We start from the raw sequence: 16,168 nt of genomic DNA, 5'->3' as shown, positions 1-16,168 counted from the left end.
CGACCTTCATCTGTACCGAAAGCGCTACAGCGGAACGATATCGCTACACCCGCCGCTGATAAGCGCTGCGCAACGCTTTGATCCCGTTCAGCTTTTTTCCTCGTTCCAGGCTGTAGCGATTCCGCTACAGCTCTGGCTTACCGATAAACACCGAAGACAGCCAAGTCGTTGATTTATATCAATAAACCAACCTTGGCCGCATTCTTGCTAATTATCTTCTCATCTATCAAGGGCGTCCCCGCCCCACGCTTTCCACCGCGTCCACCAGACGAGTCTGGCCCCCGAGGAGTTTCCATGAGCGAGTTGCGTTTTACTGAAGATCACGAATGGCTGCGCACCGAAGCCGACGGCAGTGTCACTGTCGGCATCACCGCGTTCGCGCAGAACGCCCTGGGCGACGTGGTATTCGTGCAACTGCCTGAGCTGCAGGCCTACGAAAAAGGCGCCGAAGCCGCCACCGTGGAATCGGTGAAAGCCGCCAGCGGCGTATACATGCCGCTTGATGGCGAGGTGTTGGAAGTCAACCCGGCACTGCAAGACGCCCCGGAACTGGTCAACGAAGATCCGCTGGGTGAAGGCTGGTTCTTTCGCTTCCAGCCAAGCGACGCGTCTGCCGTTGCTAAACTGCTCGATCAGGACGCTTACGACCGTCTGATCAAAGCCCAAGCCGAAGCCTGAGGAATTACGCCATGACCCAGATCAATCTCGGCACCGCCAACGAATTCATCGCCCGTCACATCGGCCCGCGTGCCGCTGACGAGCAGGCCATGCTCAACAGCCTCGGCTTCGATTCGCTCGAAGCCCTGAGCGCCAGCGTTATCCCGGAAAGCATCAAGGGCACCAGCGTGCTCGGCATGGACGACGGCCTCAGCGAGGCCGATGCGCTGGCGATGATCAAATCCATCGCCGGCAAAAATCAGCTGTTCAAAACCTACATCGGCCAGGGCTACTACAACTGCCACACGCCGTCGCCGATCCTGCGCAACCTGCTGGAAAACCCGGCCTGGTACACCGCTTACACGCCCTACCAGCCAGAAATCTCACAGGGCCGTCTCGAAGCGCTGCTGAACTTCCAGACCATGATCAGCGACCTCACCGGCCTGCCGATCGCCAACGCCTCCCTGCTCGACGAAGCCACCGCCGCTGCCGAAGCCATGACCTTCTGCAAACGCCTGAGCAAGAACAAGGGCAGCCACCAATTCTTCGCCTCGATCCACAGCCACCCGCAAACCCTCGATGTGCTGCGCACCCGCGCCGAGCCGCTGGGCATTGACGTGGTCGTGGGCGATGAGCGCGAGCTGACTGACGTCACGCCGTTCTTCGGCGCACTGCTGCAATACCCGGCAAGCAACGGTGATGTGTTCGACTACCGCGAGCTGACCGAACGCTTCCACGCCGCCAACGCTCTGGTGGCCGTGGCCGCCGACCTGCTGGCCCTGACGCTGCTGACCGCACCGGGCGAATTCGGTGCCGACGTGGCGATCGGTTCGGCGCAGCGCTTCGGCGTACCGCTGGGCTTCGGTGGCCCGCACGCCGCTTATTTCTCTACTAAAGATGCGTTCAAGCGTGACATGCCCGGCCGTCTGGTCGGTGTCTCGGTCGACCGTTTCGGCAAACCGGCGCTGCGTCTGGCGATGCAGACCCGCGAGCAACACATCCGCCGCGAAAAGGCCACGTCGAACATCTGCACCGCCCAGGTGCTGCTGGCCAACATCGCCAGCATGTACGCCGTGTATCACGGCCCGAAAGGCCTGACCCAGATCGCCAACCGCGTGCATCACCTGACCGCGATCCTGGCCAAAGGCCTGACCGCTCTCGGCGCTCAAGTAGAACAAACCAGCTTCTTCGACACCCTGACCGTCGCCACCGGCGCACACACCGCCGCGCTGCACGACAAGGCGCACGCTCAGCAGATCAACCTGCGTGTGATCGACGCTCAGCGTCTGGGCCTGTCGGTCGACGAAACCACCACTCAGGCCGACATCGAAACCTTGTGGGGCCTGTTCGCCGACGGCAAGACCTTGCCAGACTTCGCTGCGCTGGCCGCTTCGGTTCAAAGCACCATCCCTGCTGCGCTGGTACGCCAGTCGCCGATCCTCAGCCACCCGGTGTTCAACCGTTATCACTCGGAAACCGAGCTGATGCGCTACCTGCGCAAACTGGCGGACAAGGATCTGGCGCTGGATCGCACCATGATCCCGCTGGGCTCGTGCACCATGAAACTCAACGCTGCCAGCGAAATGATCCCGGTGACCTGGGCTGAATTCGGTGCCCTGCACCCGTTCGCCCCGGCCGCACAAAGCGCCGGTTACCAGCAACTCACCGACGAGCTGGAAGCGATGCTTTGCGCTGCTACCGGTTATGACTCGATCTCGCTGCAACCGAACGCCGGTTCGCAGGGTGAATACGCAGGTCTCCTGGCGATCCGCGCCTACCACCAGAGCCGTGGCGATGAGCGCCGCGACATCTGTCTGATCCCGTCGTCGGCCCACGGCACCAACCCGGCCACCGCGCAAATGGCCGGCATGCGCGTGGTCGTCACCGCGTGCGATGCCCGTGGCAACGTCGACATCGAAGACCTGCGCGCCAAAGCCATCGAGCACCGCGAACACCTCGCTGCATTGATGATCACTTACCCGTCGACCCACGGCGTGTTCGAAGAAGGCATCCGCGAAATCTGCGCGATCATTCACGACAACGGCGGCCAGGTGTATATCGACGGCGCCAACATGAACGCCATGGTCGGCCTCTGCGCACCGGGCAAGTTCGGCGGTGACGTGTCGCACTTGAACCTGCACAAAACCTTCTGCATCCCTCACGGCGGTGGCGGCCCGGGCGTCGGCCCGATCGGCGTCAAATCGCACCTGACCCCATTCCTGCCGGGTCACGGCCAGATGCAACGCAAGGAAGGCGCGGTCTGCGCGGCACCGTTCGGCAGCGCGAGCATTCTGCCGATTACCTGGATGTACATCCGCATGATGGGTGGCGCCGGTCTGAAGCGCGCTTCGCAACTGGCGATCCTCAATGCCAACTACATTTCCCGTCGCCTCGAAGAGCATTACCCAGTGCTGTACACCGGCAGCAACGGCCTGGTGGCGCACGAGTGCATCCTCGATCTGCGTCCGCTCAAAGACAGCAGCGGCATCAGCGTCGATGACGTCGCCAAGCGCCTGATCGACTTCGGCTTCCACGCCCCGACCATGTCGTTCCCGGTCGCCGGCACGCTGATGATCGAGCCGACCGAAAGCGAATCCAAGGAAGAGCTGGACCGCTTCTGTGACGCGATGATCCGCATCCGCGAAGAAATCCGCGCAGTGGAAAACGGCACCCTGGACAAGGAAGACAACCCGCTGAAAAACGCCCCGCACACCGCAGCGGAACTGGTCGGCGAATGGACCCATCCGTACAGCCGCGAGCAAGCGGTGTACCCGGTCGCGTCGCTGATCGAAGGCAAATACTGGCCGCCGGTCGGCCGGGTCGACAACGTCTTCGGCGATCGCAACCTGGTGTGCGCCTGCCCGTCGATCGAAAGCTACGCTTAATGGAATGAGGGGCGGGTTTACCTGCCCCAATTTCAGCATCACCACAGATCCCCCCCTGTGGGAGCGAGCCTGCTCGCGAAAGCGTAGTGTCAGTTAATGAAAGGTTGTCTGACCCAACGCTTTCGCGAGCAGGCTCGCTCCCACAAGGGATCTGCTACCGATTTCGGACTTTCGCCAATTCCTATAACAAGAAACCGGAGAACCACTCATGTCGTTAAGCGTGTTCGACCTGTTCAAGATTGGCATCGGTCCCTCCAGTTCCCACACCGTCGGCCCGATGCGCGCGGCGGCGCGTTTCGTCGAAGGCCTGCGCCGTGAAAACCTGCTGGCTACCACCGCCAGCGTGCGCGTCGAGCTGTACGGTTCGCTCGGTGCTACGGGCAAAGGTCACGGCAGCGACAAAGCCGTGCTGCTCGGCCTCGAAGGCGAGCACCCGGACAGCGTCGACACAGAAACCGTTGCCGCGCGCCTGCAGGAGATTCGCGGCAACGGCCGGCTGAATCTGCTCGGCGAGCACAGCATTGCGTTCAACGAGAAAGAACATCTGGCGATGATTCGCAAACCGTTGGCCTACCACCCCAACGGCATGATCTTTCGCGCCTTTGACGCGGCCGGAATTCAAGTCCGCAGCCGCGAGTATTATTCGGTCGGTGGCGGTTTTGTTGTCGATGAAGACGCGGCCGGTGCCGATCGCATCGTCGAAGACGCCACGCCGCTGACCTTCCCGTTCAAAAGCGCCAAGGACTTGCTTGGCCATTGCAGCACGTACGGGCTGTCGATCAGCCAGGTGATGCTCACCAATGAAAGCGCCTGGCGGCCGGAAGCCGAGACTCGCACCGGCCTGCTGAAGATCTGGCAAGTGATGCAGGATTGCGTCGCTGCCGGCTGCCGCAACGAGGGCATTCTGCCGGGCGGCTTGAAGGTCAAGCGCCGGGCCGCGGCGCTGCATCGGCAACTGTGCAATAACCCGGAATCGGCGTTGCGTGATCCGCTGTCGGTGCTTGATTGGGTCAACCTCTACGCACTGGCGGTCAACGAAGAAAACGCCAACGGCGGGCGCGTGGTCACTGCGCCAACCAATGGCGCGGCCGGGATCATTCCGGCGGTGCTGCATTACTACATGCGTTTTATCCCCGGGGCGAATGATGACGGCGTCGTGCGCTTTCTGCTCACTGCTGCGGCCATCGGCATTCTCTATAAGGAAAACGCCTCGATCTCCGGCGCCGAAGTCGGCTGTCAGGGTGAAGTCGGTGTGGCCTGTTCGATGGCGGCCGGCGCCCTGTGCGAAGTGCTCGGCGGCAGCGTGCAGCAAGTCGAGAACGCCGCGGAAATCGGTATGGAACACAACCTCGGCCTGACCTGCGACCCGATCGGCGGCCTGGTGCAGGTGCCGTGCATCGAGCGCAACGCGATGGGCTCGGTGAAAGCCATCAACGCGGTGCGCATGGCCATGCGTGGCGACGGTCAACATTTCGTCTCCCTCGACAAAGTCATCCGCACCATGCGCCAGACCGGCGCCGACATGAAAAGCAAATACAAGGAAACCGCCCGCGGCGGCCTGGCGGTCAACATTATCGAATGCTGATCACGAACTCAGCCAAACCTAACTAGCTCCCTCTCCCTCCGGGAGAGGGCTGGGGTGAGGGGCTCTTGATCTTGCCTCTCACCCGCAACCCAAATTCAAAGGAGCCACGCATGTCCACCGAACAACTCTCGAAAACCCCGCTGCACGCACTGCACCTCGAACTTGGCGCGCGCATGGTGCCGTTCGCCGGCTATGACATGCCCGTGCAATACCCGCTCGGCGTGATGAAAGAACACCAGCACACCCGCGAACAGGCCGGGTTGTTCGACGTTTCGCACATGGGCCAGATTCGCCTGACCGGTGCCAATGCCGCCAAAGCCCTTGAAACCCTGGTGCCGGTGGACATCATCGACCTGCCGGTAGGCATGCAGCGTTATGCGATGTTCACCAACGAAAGCGGCGGCATCCTCGATGACCTGATGGTCGCCAATCTGGGCAATGACGAACTGTTCCTGGTGGTCAACGCCGCGTGCAAGGATCAGGACCTCGCGCACCTGCAGAAACACATCGGCGATCAGTGCACCATTACGGCGCTGTTCGAAGAGCGCGCCCTGCTCGCTTTGCAAGGTCCGGCAGCCGTCACGGTGCTGGCGCGTCTTGCGCCGGACGTGGCGAAGATGACTTTCATGCAGTTCAATCGTGTGTCGTTGCTGGGCGTGGATTGCTTTGTCAGCCGTTCGGGCTACACCGGTGAAGACGGTTTTGAAATCTCGGTACCAGCCGCTGAAGCGGAAAAACTCGCTCGCGCCCTGCTCGCCGAACCAGAGGTTCAGACCATCGGCCTCGGCGCTCGTGATTCGCTGCGTCTGGAAGCCGGCCTGTGCCTGTACGGCCACGACATGAACACCGAAACCACGCCGATCGAAGCCAGCCTGCTCTGGGCGATCTCCAAGCCACGCCGCGCCGATGGCGCACGGGCCGGCGGTTTCCCGGGCGCGGAGCAGATTTTCGCCCAGCAACAAAACGGCGTTGCACGCAAACGCGTCGGCCTGCTGCCACAGGAACGCACGCCGGTGCGGGAAGGTGCAGAGATCGTCAACGAGGCTGGCGAGATCATCGGCAGCGTCTGCAGCGGCGGTTTCGGTCCGACTCTGGGCGGGCCACTTGCGATGGGTTATATCGATAGCGCTTACGTCGCGCTCGACACGCCTGTATGGGCCATCGTCCGTGGGAAAAAGGTGCAGATGCTTGTAAGCAAAATGCCATTTGTTCCACAACGCTACTATCGCGGTTGATCGACTGTTTCTATAAGTAACGCGATTGCGTTATACGTGCACTAATGTGTAACGCAATCGCCATAAAACAGTGCGTTTTTTAACACTCGCTTCGAATATGAACGTTGCTTATAACGTTTGCAAAAATTAGAACCAGACAATCGTCTAAGACAGTACTAGTGAACTGCCGAACTATCATCAAGGGCAGTAAAACCGGGGCCTTCGCGGGGCTTGTTTTTTCTCCTGTAGTTGGCGTAGAGTTTGTCCACTGTGTTTGCATGGGTCAGCTTGGAATCGTGACCTGGGCAGTAGCCTACAAGTTAGCTACATCCCGCTCGACGTCTTCTTACTCCTTGCAACCAGCTCCAGTACTCTTTCATGTGAAAGGGGCTGTCATCAATTTATGCGTCAAAGGAAATAAGAAATGTCCCAACGTCAGAGCGGTACCGTCAAGTGGTTTAACGACGAGAAAGGTTTTGGTTTTATCACTCCTGAAAGCGGTCCGGATCTGTTCGTACATTTCCGCGCCATTCAGGGCAACGGCTTCAAAAGCCTGAAAGAAGGCCAGAAAGTGACTTTCGTTGCTGTGCAAGGCCAGAAAGGCATGCAGGCTGACGAAGTACAAGCAGAAGCCTGATCTTCTGATACGAAAAAGCCCCTGATATTGATATCAGGGGCTTTTTTGTGCGCGCCAATCCGTAAAATGGCGCTTCCATCCGCGTCCCGAGGCTGCCATGTCGAAACACCTGCTCACGCCCCAAGGGGACTTTCCTCCCGTTGCTCTTGGTCGTCGTCTGGCTGCGATGTTCTATGACTTCCTGCTGTGCACCGCCCTGCTGATCGTCACCGGTTTCATCTATAAATTGATCCAGGCCGCGATCATCGGCGAAGAGCGCTTGCGGGCGATGACCGATGCCGGCCAGCTCGACGGTGACCCGCTTTATTCAACGGTGCTGCTTTTGGTGTTGTTCGGCTTCTTCGCCAAGTTCTGGACCCATGGCGGGCAGACACTGGGCATGCAGGTGTGGGGTATTCGCGTGCAGAACGGCGACGGCACAGCGATCAGCCTGTGGCAGGCGCTGCTGCGCTTTATGGTATCGATCGCGTCGTGGTTGTGCGTCGGGCTGGGATTTCTCTGGTCACTGTATGACCAGCAGAAGCGCACCTGGCATGACATCTACTCCGATACCCGCCTCGTCCGGGTCCCGAAGAAGAGCAAATAACCTTACGACACCCCAAAACACTGTGGGAGCGAGCTTGCTCGCGAAGGCGTCGTATCAGTCGATTAAAGAGTGACTGATACACCGCTTTCGCGAGCAAGCTCGCTCCCACAGGTTTCGTGTTGTTTGTGAACGTTATGCGTTACCCGCCAATTTCATCCGCGCCGCCTGGGTGAAATCAAGCATGCGCTTCAACGGGCGGATCGCCTGCGGAATCAACGCCGGATCAACGAAGATCTCGTTCGTGCCTTCCTTCAGGCTCTTGAGCGTGCGCTCAAGGGTGTTCATGGCCATCCACGGGCAGTGCGCGCAACTGCGGCACGCCGCGCCGTTACCGGCGGTTGGCGCCTCGATGAAGACCTTGTCCGGGCACAGCTGCTGCATCTTGTAAAAGATGCCACGGTCGGTCGCGACGATCAGGGTCTTGTTCGGCAGGCTCTGTGCAGCAGCGATCAACTGACTGGTGGAACCGACGGCGTCCGCCAGCTCGATCACCGAAGTCGGCGACTCCGGGTGCACCAGAATCGCCGCGTCCGGGTACAGCGCCTTCATGTCTTCGAGCTGCTTGGACTTGAACTCTTCGTGAACGATGCAGGCACCGTCCCAAAGCAGCATGTCGGCGCCGGTCTTGCGCTGGATGTAAGTGCCCAGGTGCTTGTCCGGTCCCCAGATGATCGTTTCGCCGTTGTCCATCAGGCTTTCGACGATTTCCAGTGCGCAGCTCGACGTCACCACCCAGTCAGCCCGAGCCTTTACGGCGGCGGAAGTGTTGGCGTAAACCACTACCGTGCGCTCCGGATGCTGATCGCAGAACGCCGAGAACTCGTCGACCGGGCAACCCAGGTCCAGCGAGCAGGTCGCCTCCAGCGTTGGCATCAGCACGCGTTTTTCCGGGTTGAGAATTTTTGCCGTCTCGCCCATGAATTTGACGCCGGCGACCACCACGGTCTTGGCCGGATGTGCGTTGCCGAAGCGGGCCATTTCCAGGGAATCGGAAACACAGCCGCCGGTTTCTTCGGCCAGGGCCTGGATCACCGGATCACAATAGAAGTGGGCCACGAGCACCGCGTCCTGAGCCTTGAGCTCGGCGGCGATGGCGGAACGATAGTAGGCCTCCTCCTCTGCCGTCAGCGGCTTGGGCTGCTTGGCGTCGAGGTGGGCTTGAACCAGAAGGCGTTCGGAAATCTGCGTCATGTTCGCAAGACCTGCAGGCGCATTCGCGCGAAAGTCGAGTATACACCCGGCTCCGGACCGCTAGAGGGTACCGCCGGGAGAGTGAGTATCATCAGGCACGGACAGCGTTGAAGCTGCGCAAGGCTACAGAATATCCCGTTGATACAAAAGATGATTCTGACCTGTGTCAGGCCGGGCGGCGCTGAAATGCAATGCAGCCAAATCGCAGGCAAAAAAAAACCCGGAAATCCTCACTTTCGTGGGCCTTCCGGATTTTCTAAACCGCCAAATATGGTGGGTCGTGTGGGATTCGAACCTACGACCAATTGGTTAAAAGCCAACTGCTCTACCAACTGAGCTAACGACCCGCTGTGTGGTGGCGCGTATAATACTGATTTTTAAGGACTATTCAACACCTTTTTTGAAAAAGATCAAAAATAAGGGGTTGGGTCGCTTACACCGGCCGCCGCGAAGCCTTCTGCACGCAGGCGGCAGCTGTCGCATTTGCCGCAGGCGCGGCCGTCATCGTCTGCCTGATAGCAGGAAACCGTCAGGCCATAATCCACGCCGAGCTTCACGCCCGCCTGGACGATCTGCGCCTTGCTCAGGTTCTGCAACGGTGCCTGAATGCGGCAGCCGTTGCCTTCCACGCCCGCCTTGGTCGCCAGATTGGCCATGCGCTCGAACGACTCGATGAACTCGGGACGGCAATCCGGGTAGCCGGAATAATCCACCGCATTGACGCCGATGAAGATGTCGCGGGCGCCAAGCACTTCGGCCCAACCCAATGCCAGCGACAGGAACACGGTGTTGCGCGCCGGCACGTAAGTCACGGGAATGCCTTCGCCCAACTCCTCCGGGATGTCGATACTGGTGTCGGTCAGGGCCGAGCCGCCCATGCCATTGAGGTTCAGGCCAATGACTTTATGCTCAACCACACCCAGATCGCGAGCGACGCGAGCGGCGGCGTGCAATTCAGCATGCGAACGCTGGCCGTAATCGAAGCTCATGGTGTAGCAGGCGTAGCCTTCGGCGCGGGCCATCGCGACGACGGTGGCCGAGTCGAGGCCGCCGGACAGCAGAATGACCGCACGTTTTTCGGTAGTGTTCAGTTGTTCAGTCATCTCAGCGCCCCGGCTCGTCGTTCCAAAGATATTTATGCAGCTGCAATTGCAGGCGTACCGGCAGGTTGTCCGCCACCACCCAGTCCGCCAGCTCGCGAGCATTGAGGTCATGGTGGCTTGGAGAAAACAGCACTTCGCCGGCACGCTGGTCGAGACCGTACTGGATCAGCTTGGAGACAGCCCAGTCATAGTCCTCCCGCGAGCAGATGACAAACTTCACCTGATCGTTGCGGGTCAGCAGTTCGATGTTCTCGTAACGGTTGCGATGAGCTTCTTTCGAGCCCGGCGTTTTCAGATCAACCACGCGACTGACGCGTGAATCCACCGCCGAGACGTCGAGGGCGCCGCTGGTTTCCAGCGAAACCTCGTAGCCGGCATCACACAACCGTTCAAGCAAAGGAATAGCGTTTGGCTGGGCCAACGGCTCACCGCCGGTGACGCAGACGTAGCGCGGACGGTATCCGGCCACTTGCTCAAGGATGTCGTCGAGGCTGCGGACGGTGCCACCGCTGAACGCATAAGCGCTGTCGCAGTATTGGCAACGCAACGGGCAACCGGTCAGGCGCACGAAAACCGTGGGCAGCCCGGCAGTCCGAGTTTCCCCCTGCAACGAGTAGAAAACTTCGGTGATTCTCAATGTGTCTTGCATAGTCGCCACGGGCGTAACAGCTAAACAGGCTGTCCGCCTCCGTCAGGCACTTCAGGCAATCCCGCCAACGCGTAGACTGCAAGAAGCGTGGTTCAGAAAAAGGGCGTGAATTCTAACGAAAAAACCCGCGACAAGCGCGGGTTTCTTCAAAACACGGATAAACAGGCTTACATGCGCTGCAGATCACGCTGGGCCAACTGCGCGGCGGAAGTGCCCGGATACTGGGACACCACCTGCTGCAGAATGCCTTTGACCTTGTCAGTGTGACCGAGGCGGCGCTCTACGTCAGCCAGTTTGTACAGCGAGTCCGGCACCTTGTTGTGCTTGGGATACAACTGCGAAACCTTGGCAAACGCCTGACCTGCACCTTGCAGATCACCCTTGGCCAGGTTCACTTCACCCAACCAGTATTGGGCGTTGCCCGCGTACTGGCTGTTGGGGTACTTGCGCAGGAAAGCGGCGAAGGCCTGGCTGGCCTTGTCGAAATCCTTGGCTTTGATCAGGTCGAAAGCGGCATCGTAATACAGCTTTTCCTTGGCCGGATCAGCCGGTTCGCTACCCGCAGCAGGAGCTTGGGCGGCCGCAGCAGCACCCGCGCCTGCGGCAGCACCGGCAGCAGCACTTGCATCGCCGCCGGCAGAGGAATTCTCGGGAGTCGCGGCTGGTGCAACGCCGGATCCTATGCGCCGATCAAGATCCTGGTATCGCTCCAGGGATTCCTGCTTCATGCGCGCAACCTGATTCTGCAGTTCTTCGATCACGCCCTGTTGGCGCGAGATCTGATCCTGCATCTGTTGCAATTGGTTGAACAGCATGCCTTGTGCCGAGGCAGGGGCCGAAGCCGCTCCCCCGGCATAGGCGCCGTTCGTACCGTAACCCGCAGGCGGATAACTGCTCCCGCTATTGTTATAACCGGAGTTGTCATCGACCACAGGAACCGCAGCCCACGCCGCAAGCGGCGCGAGACTGAGAGCCAGAACAGTTACAGCACGACGGCACGTTCGCATATCGAATTACTTACGCAGTTCGACGCGACGGTTCTGGGCCCAGGACTGCTCGTCGTTGCCGGTAGCAACTGGACGCTCTTCGCCGTAGGAAACCAGTTCCAGCTGAGCTGGGGAAACACCTTGCAGTACCAGGTAGCGCTGAACGGCTTTCGCACGACGCTCGCCCAGTGCCATGTTGTACTCACGAGTACCACGTTCGTCGGTGTTGCCTTCCAGAACAACGCGAGCGCCGTTTGCTTTCAGGTCTTTGGCGTGAACGTCCAGAGCGCGCATGGCTTCTGGCTTCAGGTCCGAGCTGTCATATTCGAAGTAGAAGGTGGTGATTGCGCGCAGAGCAGCTTCTTCGCTCAGGGAGCCGTCAACGGCACCGGTGTTTGCGCCGTAACCAGCGTTTGGATCAACAGCGCCTTCGCCGGCGTTGTCGCCGCCTTTGGACGAGCAACCTACAGCTACAGCCATGGCCAGAGCCAGCGCAGCAAATTTACCAAACTTCAGCATTTCCATCGTGAAACTCCTAATGAACCCCAGTGTGTTAAGTAAAACGTGTAGCGCCCGCTCACTTCAGGTAAGGGGACCAGGACGGTTCTCTGACTTCGCCTTGAGCGGTAGGAAGCGGGAGCCTCACGCGTCCATTAATGGACACGAGCATCAAGACTCCCCGGCCCTGTTGGCGGGTGGCGTAGATTACCATGGTGCCGTTGGGCGCAACAGTAGGTGACTCGTCCAGAGTGCTATCAGTGAGGATCTTTACACTACCCCGCTGCAGATCCTGAGCTGCCACCTTGAAATTGGTGAAGCCATCCTGACGATGGATCATCACCAAAGTCTTTTCATCAGCCGAAAGTTTCGGGTTGGCGTTGTAGTTGCCCACGAACGTCACACGCTCGGCACCACCGCCACCGACGCTGGTTTTATAGATTTGCGGCTTGCCGCCACGGTCGGAGGTGAAATAGATGGTCGAACCATCCTTGCCCCAGAACGGTTCGGTATTGATGCCCTGGCCATTGGTTACGCGACTGATCTGACGCGAACCAAGGTTCATCACGTAGATGTCCGGGTTACCGTCTTTCGACAGCACGAATGCCAGGCGATTGCCATCCGGCGACCAGGCTGGCGCACCATTCAGGCCTTCGAAGTTGGTGATCTGCTCACGGCGACCGGTGTCGATGTTCTGCATGAAGATGCGCGGACGCTTCTGCTCGAACGACACATAGGCGATACGCTTGCCGTCCGGGGCGAAACGCGGCGACAGGATCGGCTCACGCGATTGCAGCAGGGTCACTGCGCGGGCGCCGTCATAGTCGGAACGCTGCAGGGTGTAGCGCGTGTTCTTCTCGGAGAAACGCTCAGCCGTTACGTACAGCAGACGCGTCGAGAAGGCACCTTCGATACCGGTCAGCTTCTGGAACGACTGATCGGAGATGAAGTGCGCCATGTCGCGAATCTGGTCAGTAGTGCCGGAAACACTGCCGTCAGCCACTTTCTGTTCGGTGGCAACGTTGAACAGTGCCCACTGCACCTGCAGGCGACCGCCCGCTGGCGCGATGCTGCCGACCATCATGTATTGAGCACCCACCGCCTTCCAGTCACGGAAGATGATTTCGCTTGGCTGGCTTGGCTGGCTGATCATGTTGGCTTTCGGAATCGGCGAGTAATAGCCCGAGTTGCGCAAATCGTTGCCAATGATTTCAGCCATGTCGTCAGGCAGCACGGCGCCGCCCTGCATGCCGAACGGTACGACGGCGATCGGAGTAGCCCGATCGCTGCCGCTGGTGACCAGAATGTTCTTTTCATCTGCCGCCGCGATCCCTGCCATGCAGCAGATCACGACCAGCATTCCTCGAAGAAGGTTTCTCACAAGGCTAGATCCTCAGGTGTGAATGTCATCTTGAATGAACGATACGGAGCGAAATCGCTCGGCTTCATTCCCTGCATTTCTGTCAAACGTCCAATATTCTTCACTGCCGCGACTGCCGAAGCATCGAACGGACCGTCACCGCTGGACTTGGCCACGCTGACCGAAGTCACCGTACCGTCCGGCAACATGCCGATTTGCAGCACGACTGTCATGCCTTTGCGGGCCGAAGGAGGACGAGCCCAGCCTTCTGCTGCGCGAGCGCGAATCAAGTCATCGAAACTGCCGGCGACTTCGTCACCCTGTTCATCGGCCAAGGCCTGCTGGCGCTGCGGCGTGTCGGAAAGCAGATCTGCCAGGGCCTGAGCCTTTTTGTCTTCGGCGGATTTGCGTGCCGCTTCCTGCGCTTTTTTCTTCGCAGCATCGGCAGCAGCTTTCTTCTTCGCGTCTTCGGCGACTTTCTTCTTCGCCTCTTCAGCTTCAGCTTTCTTCTTGGCGTCTTCGGCGGCTTTCTTCTTCGCGTCTTCGACGATCTTTTTCTTGGCTTCTTCAGCAGCGGCTTTCTTCGCCTCTTCCTCAGCAGCCTTCTTCGCTTCGTCTTCGGCCTTCTTCTTGGCTATATCAGCCAATTGTTTCTCTTCGGCCTTTTTGGCTTCGGCTTTCTTCGCGTCGTCAGCTTTCTTGGCTTCATCAGCCTTTTTCGCTTCGTCCGCTTTTTTCGCCTCGTCGGCCTTCTTGGCTTCCTCGGCCTTTTGAGCCGCTTCCTCTTTCTTTTGTTCCGCCGCCTTCACCGCTTCCTGCTCGATCTTTTTCTGTTCCATCTGTTCGACTTCGGTCTGGCGCGCGGCGGATTTCTTCGCCTCACCCGCAATCTTCTGATTGGTCTGGGTGGTTGCCTGACTTTTCGATTTCAGCTGGTACAGAGTCGCCTGGACGATCGGCTTGGCCGGCGGCAGTTCGGGCGTGAAGGCAAAACTGACGAACAGCATGCCGAATACCAGCACGTGCAGGACAATTGCCAGAACACTAGGCCAGAAGTAGCTTTCCGAGGCGGACGGCTCTCGCTGTTGCTGCATCAGGGGGCCTCGGTAATCAGACCAACGTTACCGACCCCGGCTTTCTGCAACCCGCCCATGGCGCCCATGACGGCGCCGTAGTCGACAGTCTTGTCGCCACGAATGAACACCTGGGTGCGTTTGCCGCCCTCGGTGCCGGCGCGGATGATCTTGGTCACCGCGTCGGTCATTTGCGGCAGGGTCATGGCCCTGTCCTGTTGCTTCTCGGTGTCGACTTCGCTGCCAAGGTTCCAGTAGTAGGTCTTGTCAGCCTTGATCGAAATGGTCAGGACCTGGGTGTTGTTGTCCTGCGGCAAGGCTTCGCTGGAAACCTTGGGCAGATCAACCTTCACGCCCTGATTGAGCATCGGCGCGGTCACCATGAAGATGACCAGCAGCACCAACATCACGTCGATGTAGGGCACCACGTTCATCTCGGCGACCGGCTTGCGCTTTTTGCGAGCTCGAGCGATTAAAGCCATCGGGAAATACCTGCTTATTCTTCGCTGGTGTGCACTTTGCGGTGCAGGATCGCCTGGAATTCATCGGCGAAGGTGTAGTAACGGCCCAGCAAGGTCTCGCTGCGCGCAGCAAAACGGTTGTAAGCGATAACCGCCGGGATTGCAGCGAACAGGCCGATCGCGGTGGCGATCAGGGCTTCGGCGATACCCGGAGCTACGGTGGCCAGGGTCGCCTGCTGGGCGCTGGCCAGACCACGGAAGGAGTTCATGATCCCCCACACGGTACCGAACAGACCGATATACGGGCTGACCGAACCGACGGTGGCGAGGAACGGCAGGCTCTGCTCGAGTTTCTCTTCTTCACGAGAGATGGCGACGCGCATTGCACGGGCCACGCCTTCCATTACTGCTTCCGGGTCGACACCTGGCTGCTGACGCAGACGGGAGAATTCCTTGAAACCGGCACGGAAGATCTGCTCCACGCCCGAATCCGGATCAGGGTTGCTGCCGGCCTGACGGTACAGTTTGGACAGGTCGATACCCGACCAGAAGCGCTCTTCGAAGCTCTCCAGGGCGCGTCGACCGGCACGCAGCAAGTTGCTGCGCTGAAAGATCATGATCCATGAGGTCACCGATGCGGCCACCAGAGTCAACATTACCAACTGCACCACGATGCTGGCATTGCTGACCAGGCTCCACATGGAGGAATGGTCGACGACGTTAGCTTCCACGCTTTATCTCCTGCTTTGAGTGTGTACCCGGGCCGACCGCGTCGGCGAAGGCCGCACGCAGGTCTTCGGGAAGGGCCCGGGGTTTCAAACTGTCGGTGCGCACGCAGGCCACCAAAAACTGCCCTTCGCAGAGCAGCACATTATCCGTGGCCCGCCTGACCTGCTGTCTGAAGCGCAGGCTGGCACGGTTCAATTCGATTACATCAGCGCTTACCAGCAGTTCGTCATCCAGTCGCGCCGGCGCGTGATAACGCGCTTCGCTGGAATGCACGACGAACAACAGGTCCTCTCCGGCAAGCTGCGATTGGGCAAAGCCCAGTTCCCGTAGCCGTTCGGTTCGAGCCCGTTCCATAAACTTGAGGTAATTAACGTAATACACGATGCCGCCCGCATCGGTGTCCTCGTAATAAACGCGACAACGATGTGCGAACGGCTCAAGCCCGTTTTGCGCGCGCATACTCTAGTGCTTACTCCTCAGGTTGCCAATCCGGCCAGACAACTGTTTTTCGTGGTTTCAAAGCTTTAACGCAAAAGTACCGTCGTCTGACAGTA

Annotated in this window: 16 protein-coding genes and 1 tRNA gene; 6 read left to right on the top strand and 11 right to left on the bottom strand. The window is 59.4% G+C overall.

What is annotated here, in order from left to right:
* The first annotated feature begins 294 nt into the window (after positions 1-294).
* The 6 genes from gcvH (at position 295) to AC0Z4S_RS14295 (ending at position 7,564) form a co-directional block, all read left to right on the top strand.
* On the top strand, positions 295-678 hold the full coding sequence (gene gcvH / locus AC0Z4S_RS14320) for a glycine cleavage system protein GcvH (protein WP_485623481.1): 384 nt from the start codon (positions 295-297) through the stop codon (positions 676-678).
* An 11-nt stretch (positions 679-689) separates the two neighbouring features.
* On the top strand, positions 690-3,542 hold the full coding sequence (gene gcvP / locus AC0Z4S_RS14315; protein WP_253504752.1) for an aminomethyl-transferring glycine dehydrogenase: 2,853 nt from the start codon (positions 690-692) through the stop codon (positions 3,540-3,542).
* A gap of 208 nt (positions 3,543-3,750) precedes the next feature.
* On the top strand, positions 3,751-5,127 hold the full coding sequence (locus AC0Z4S_RS14310; protein WP_485623480.1) for an L-serine ammonia-lyase: 1,377 nt from the start codon (positions 3,751-3,753) through the stop codon (positions 5,125-5,127).
* Between the two features lie 110 nt (positions 5,128-5,237).
* Complete coding sequence (gene gcvT, locus AC0Z4S_RS14305; protein WP_485623479.1) at positions 5,238-6,362, top strand: glycine cleavage system aminomethyltransferase GcvT; 1,125 nt, start codon at positions 5,238-5,240, stop codon at positions 6,360-6,362.
* A gap of 403 nt (positions 6,363-6,765) precedes the next feature.
* Complete coding sequence (locus AC0Z4S_RS14300; RefSeq protein ID WP_003175786.1) at positions 6,766-6,978, top strand: cold-shock protein; 213 nt, start codon at positions 6,766-6,768, stop codon at positions 6,976-6,978.
* A 97-nt stretch (positions 6,979-7,075) separates the two neighbouring features.
* A complete protein-coding gene (locus AC0Z4S_RS14295) occupies positions 7,076-7,564 on the top strand; it encodes an RDD family protein (RefSeq protein ID WP_485623478.1) in 489 nt (162 codons plus the stop codon).
* A gap of 132 nt (positions 7,565-7,696) precedes the next feature.
* Here the strand turns inward: AC0Z4S_RS14295 and nadA are convergent, their stop codons facing one another.
* From nadA to ybgC, 11 genes are all read right to left on the bottom strand, one after another.
* Positions 7,697-8,755: a quinolinate synthase NadA gene (gene nadA, locus AC0Z4S_RS14290; RefSeq protein WP_016773509.1), complete on the bottom strand. Its 1,059-nt coding sequence runs from the start codon at positions 8,753-8,755 to the stop codon at positions 7,697-7,699.
* 271 nt (positions 8,756-9,026) lie between these two features.
* Positions 9,027-9,102, bottom strand: a tRNA-Lys gene (locus AC0Z4S_RS14285).
* A gap of 63 nt (positions 9,103-9,165) precedes the next feature.
* Positions 9,166-9,858: a 7-cyano-7-deazaguanine synthase QueC gene (gene queC, locus AC0Z4S_RS14280; protein WP_485623477.1), complete on the bottom strand. Its 693-nt coding sequence runs from the start codon at positions 9,856-9,858 to the stop codon at positions 9,166-9,168.
* A 1-nt stretch (position 9,859) separates the two neighbouring features.
* On the bottom strand, positions 9,860-10,507 hold the full coding sequence (queE, locus tag AC0Z4S_RS14275) for a 7-carboxy-7-deazaguanine synthase QueE (protein ID WP_253504763.1): 648 nt from the start codon (positions 10,505-10,507) through the stop codon (positions 9,860-9,862).
* 167 nt (positions 10,508-10,674) lie between these two features.
* A complete protein-coding gene (gene ybgF / locus AC0Z4S_RS14270) occupies positions 10,675-11,514 on the bottom strand; it encodes a tol-pal system protein YbgF (RefSeq protein WP_041479790.1) in 840 nt (279 codons plus the stop codon).
* Between the two features lie 6 nt (positions 11,515-11,520).
* Positions 11,521-12,018: a peptidoglycan-associated lipoprotein Pal gene (pal, locus tag AC0Z4S_RS14265; protein WP_003178634.1), complete on the bottom strand. Its 498-nt coding sequence runs from the start codon at positions 12,016-12,018 to the stop codon at positions 11,521-11,523.
* A gap of 52 nt (positions 12,019-12,070) precedes the next feature.
* Positions 12,071-13,351 carry a Tol-Pal system beta propeller repeat protein TolB gene (gene tolB / locus AC0Z4S_RS14260; protein ID WP_016773506.1) on the bottom strand — a complete coding sequence of 427 codons (1,281 nt, stop codon included), beginning with the start codon at positions 13,349-13,351 and terminating at the stop codon, positions 12,071-12,073.
* A 17-nt stretch (positions 13,352-13,368) separates the two neighbouring features.
* A complete protein-coding gene (gene tolA / locus AC0Z4S_RS14255; protein WP_016773505.1) occupies positions 13,369-14,445 on the bottom strand; it encodes a cell envelope integrity protein TolA in 1,077 nt (358 codons plus the stop codon).
* On the bottom strand, positions 14,445-14,897 hold the full coding sequence (gene tolR, locus AC0Z4S_RS14250) for a protein TolR (RefSeq protein ID WP_160767866.1): 453 nt from the start codon (positions 14,895-14,897) through the stop codon (positions 14,445-14,447). The genes tolA and tolR overlap by 1 nt, the downstream gene beginning before the upstream one ends.
* A 23-nt stretch (positions 14,898-14,920) precedes the next feature.
* The gene (tolQ, locus tag AC0Z4S_RS14245; protein WP_008080223.1) at positions 14,921-15,616 is read right to left on the bottom strand and encodes a protein TolQ; all 696 of its coding nucleotides are present in this window, start codon (positions 15,614-15,616) and stop codon (positions 14,921-14,923) included.
* Positions 15,606-16,073: a tol-pal system-associated acyl-CoA thioesterase gene (gene ybgC / locus AC0Z4S_RS14240; protein ID WP_253504768.1), complete on the bottom strand. Its 468-nt coding sequence runs from the start codon at positions 16,071-16,073 to the stop codon at positions 15,606-15,608. The genes tolQ and ybgC overlap by 11 nt, the downstream gene beginning before the upstream one ends.
* Positions 16,074-16,168: the final 95 nt, after the last annotated feature.

This window comes from Pseudomonas sp. 1L-B-1-E-C1 (assembly GCF_057291835.1).
This window is presented reverse-complemented; position numbering and strand designations above follow the sequence as displayed.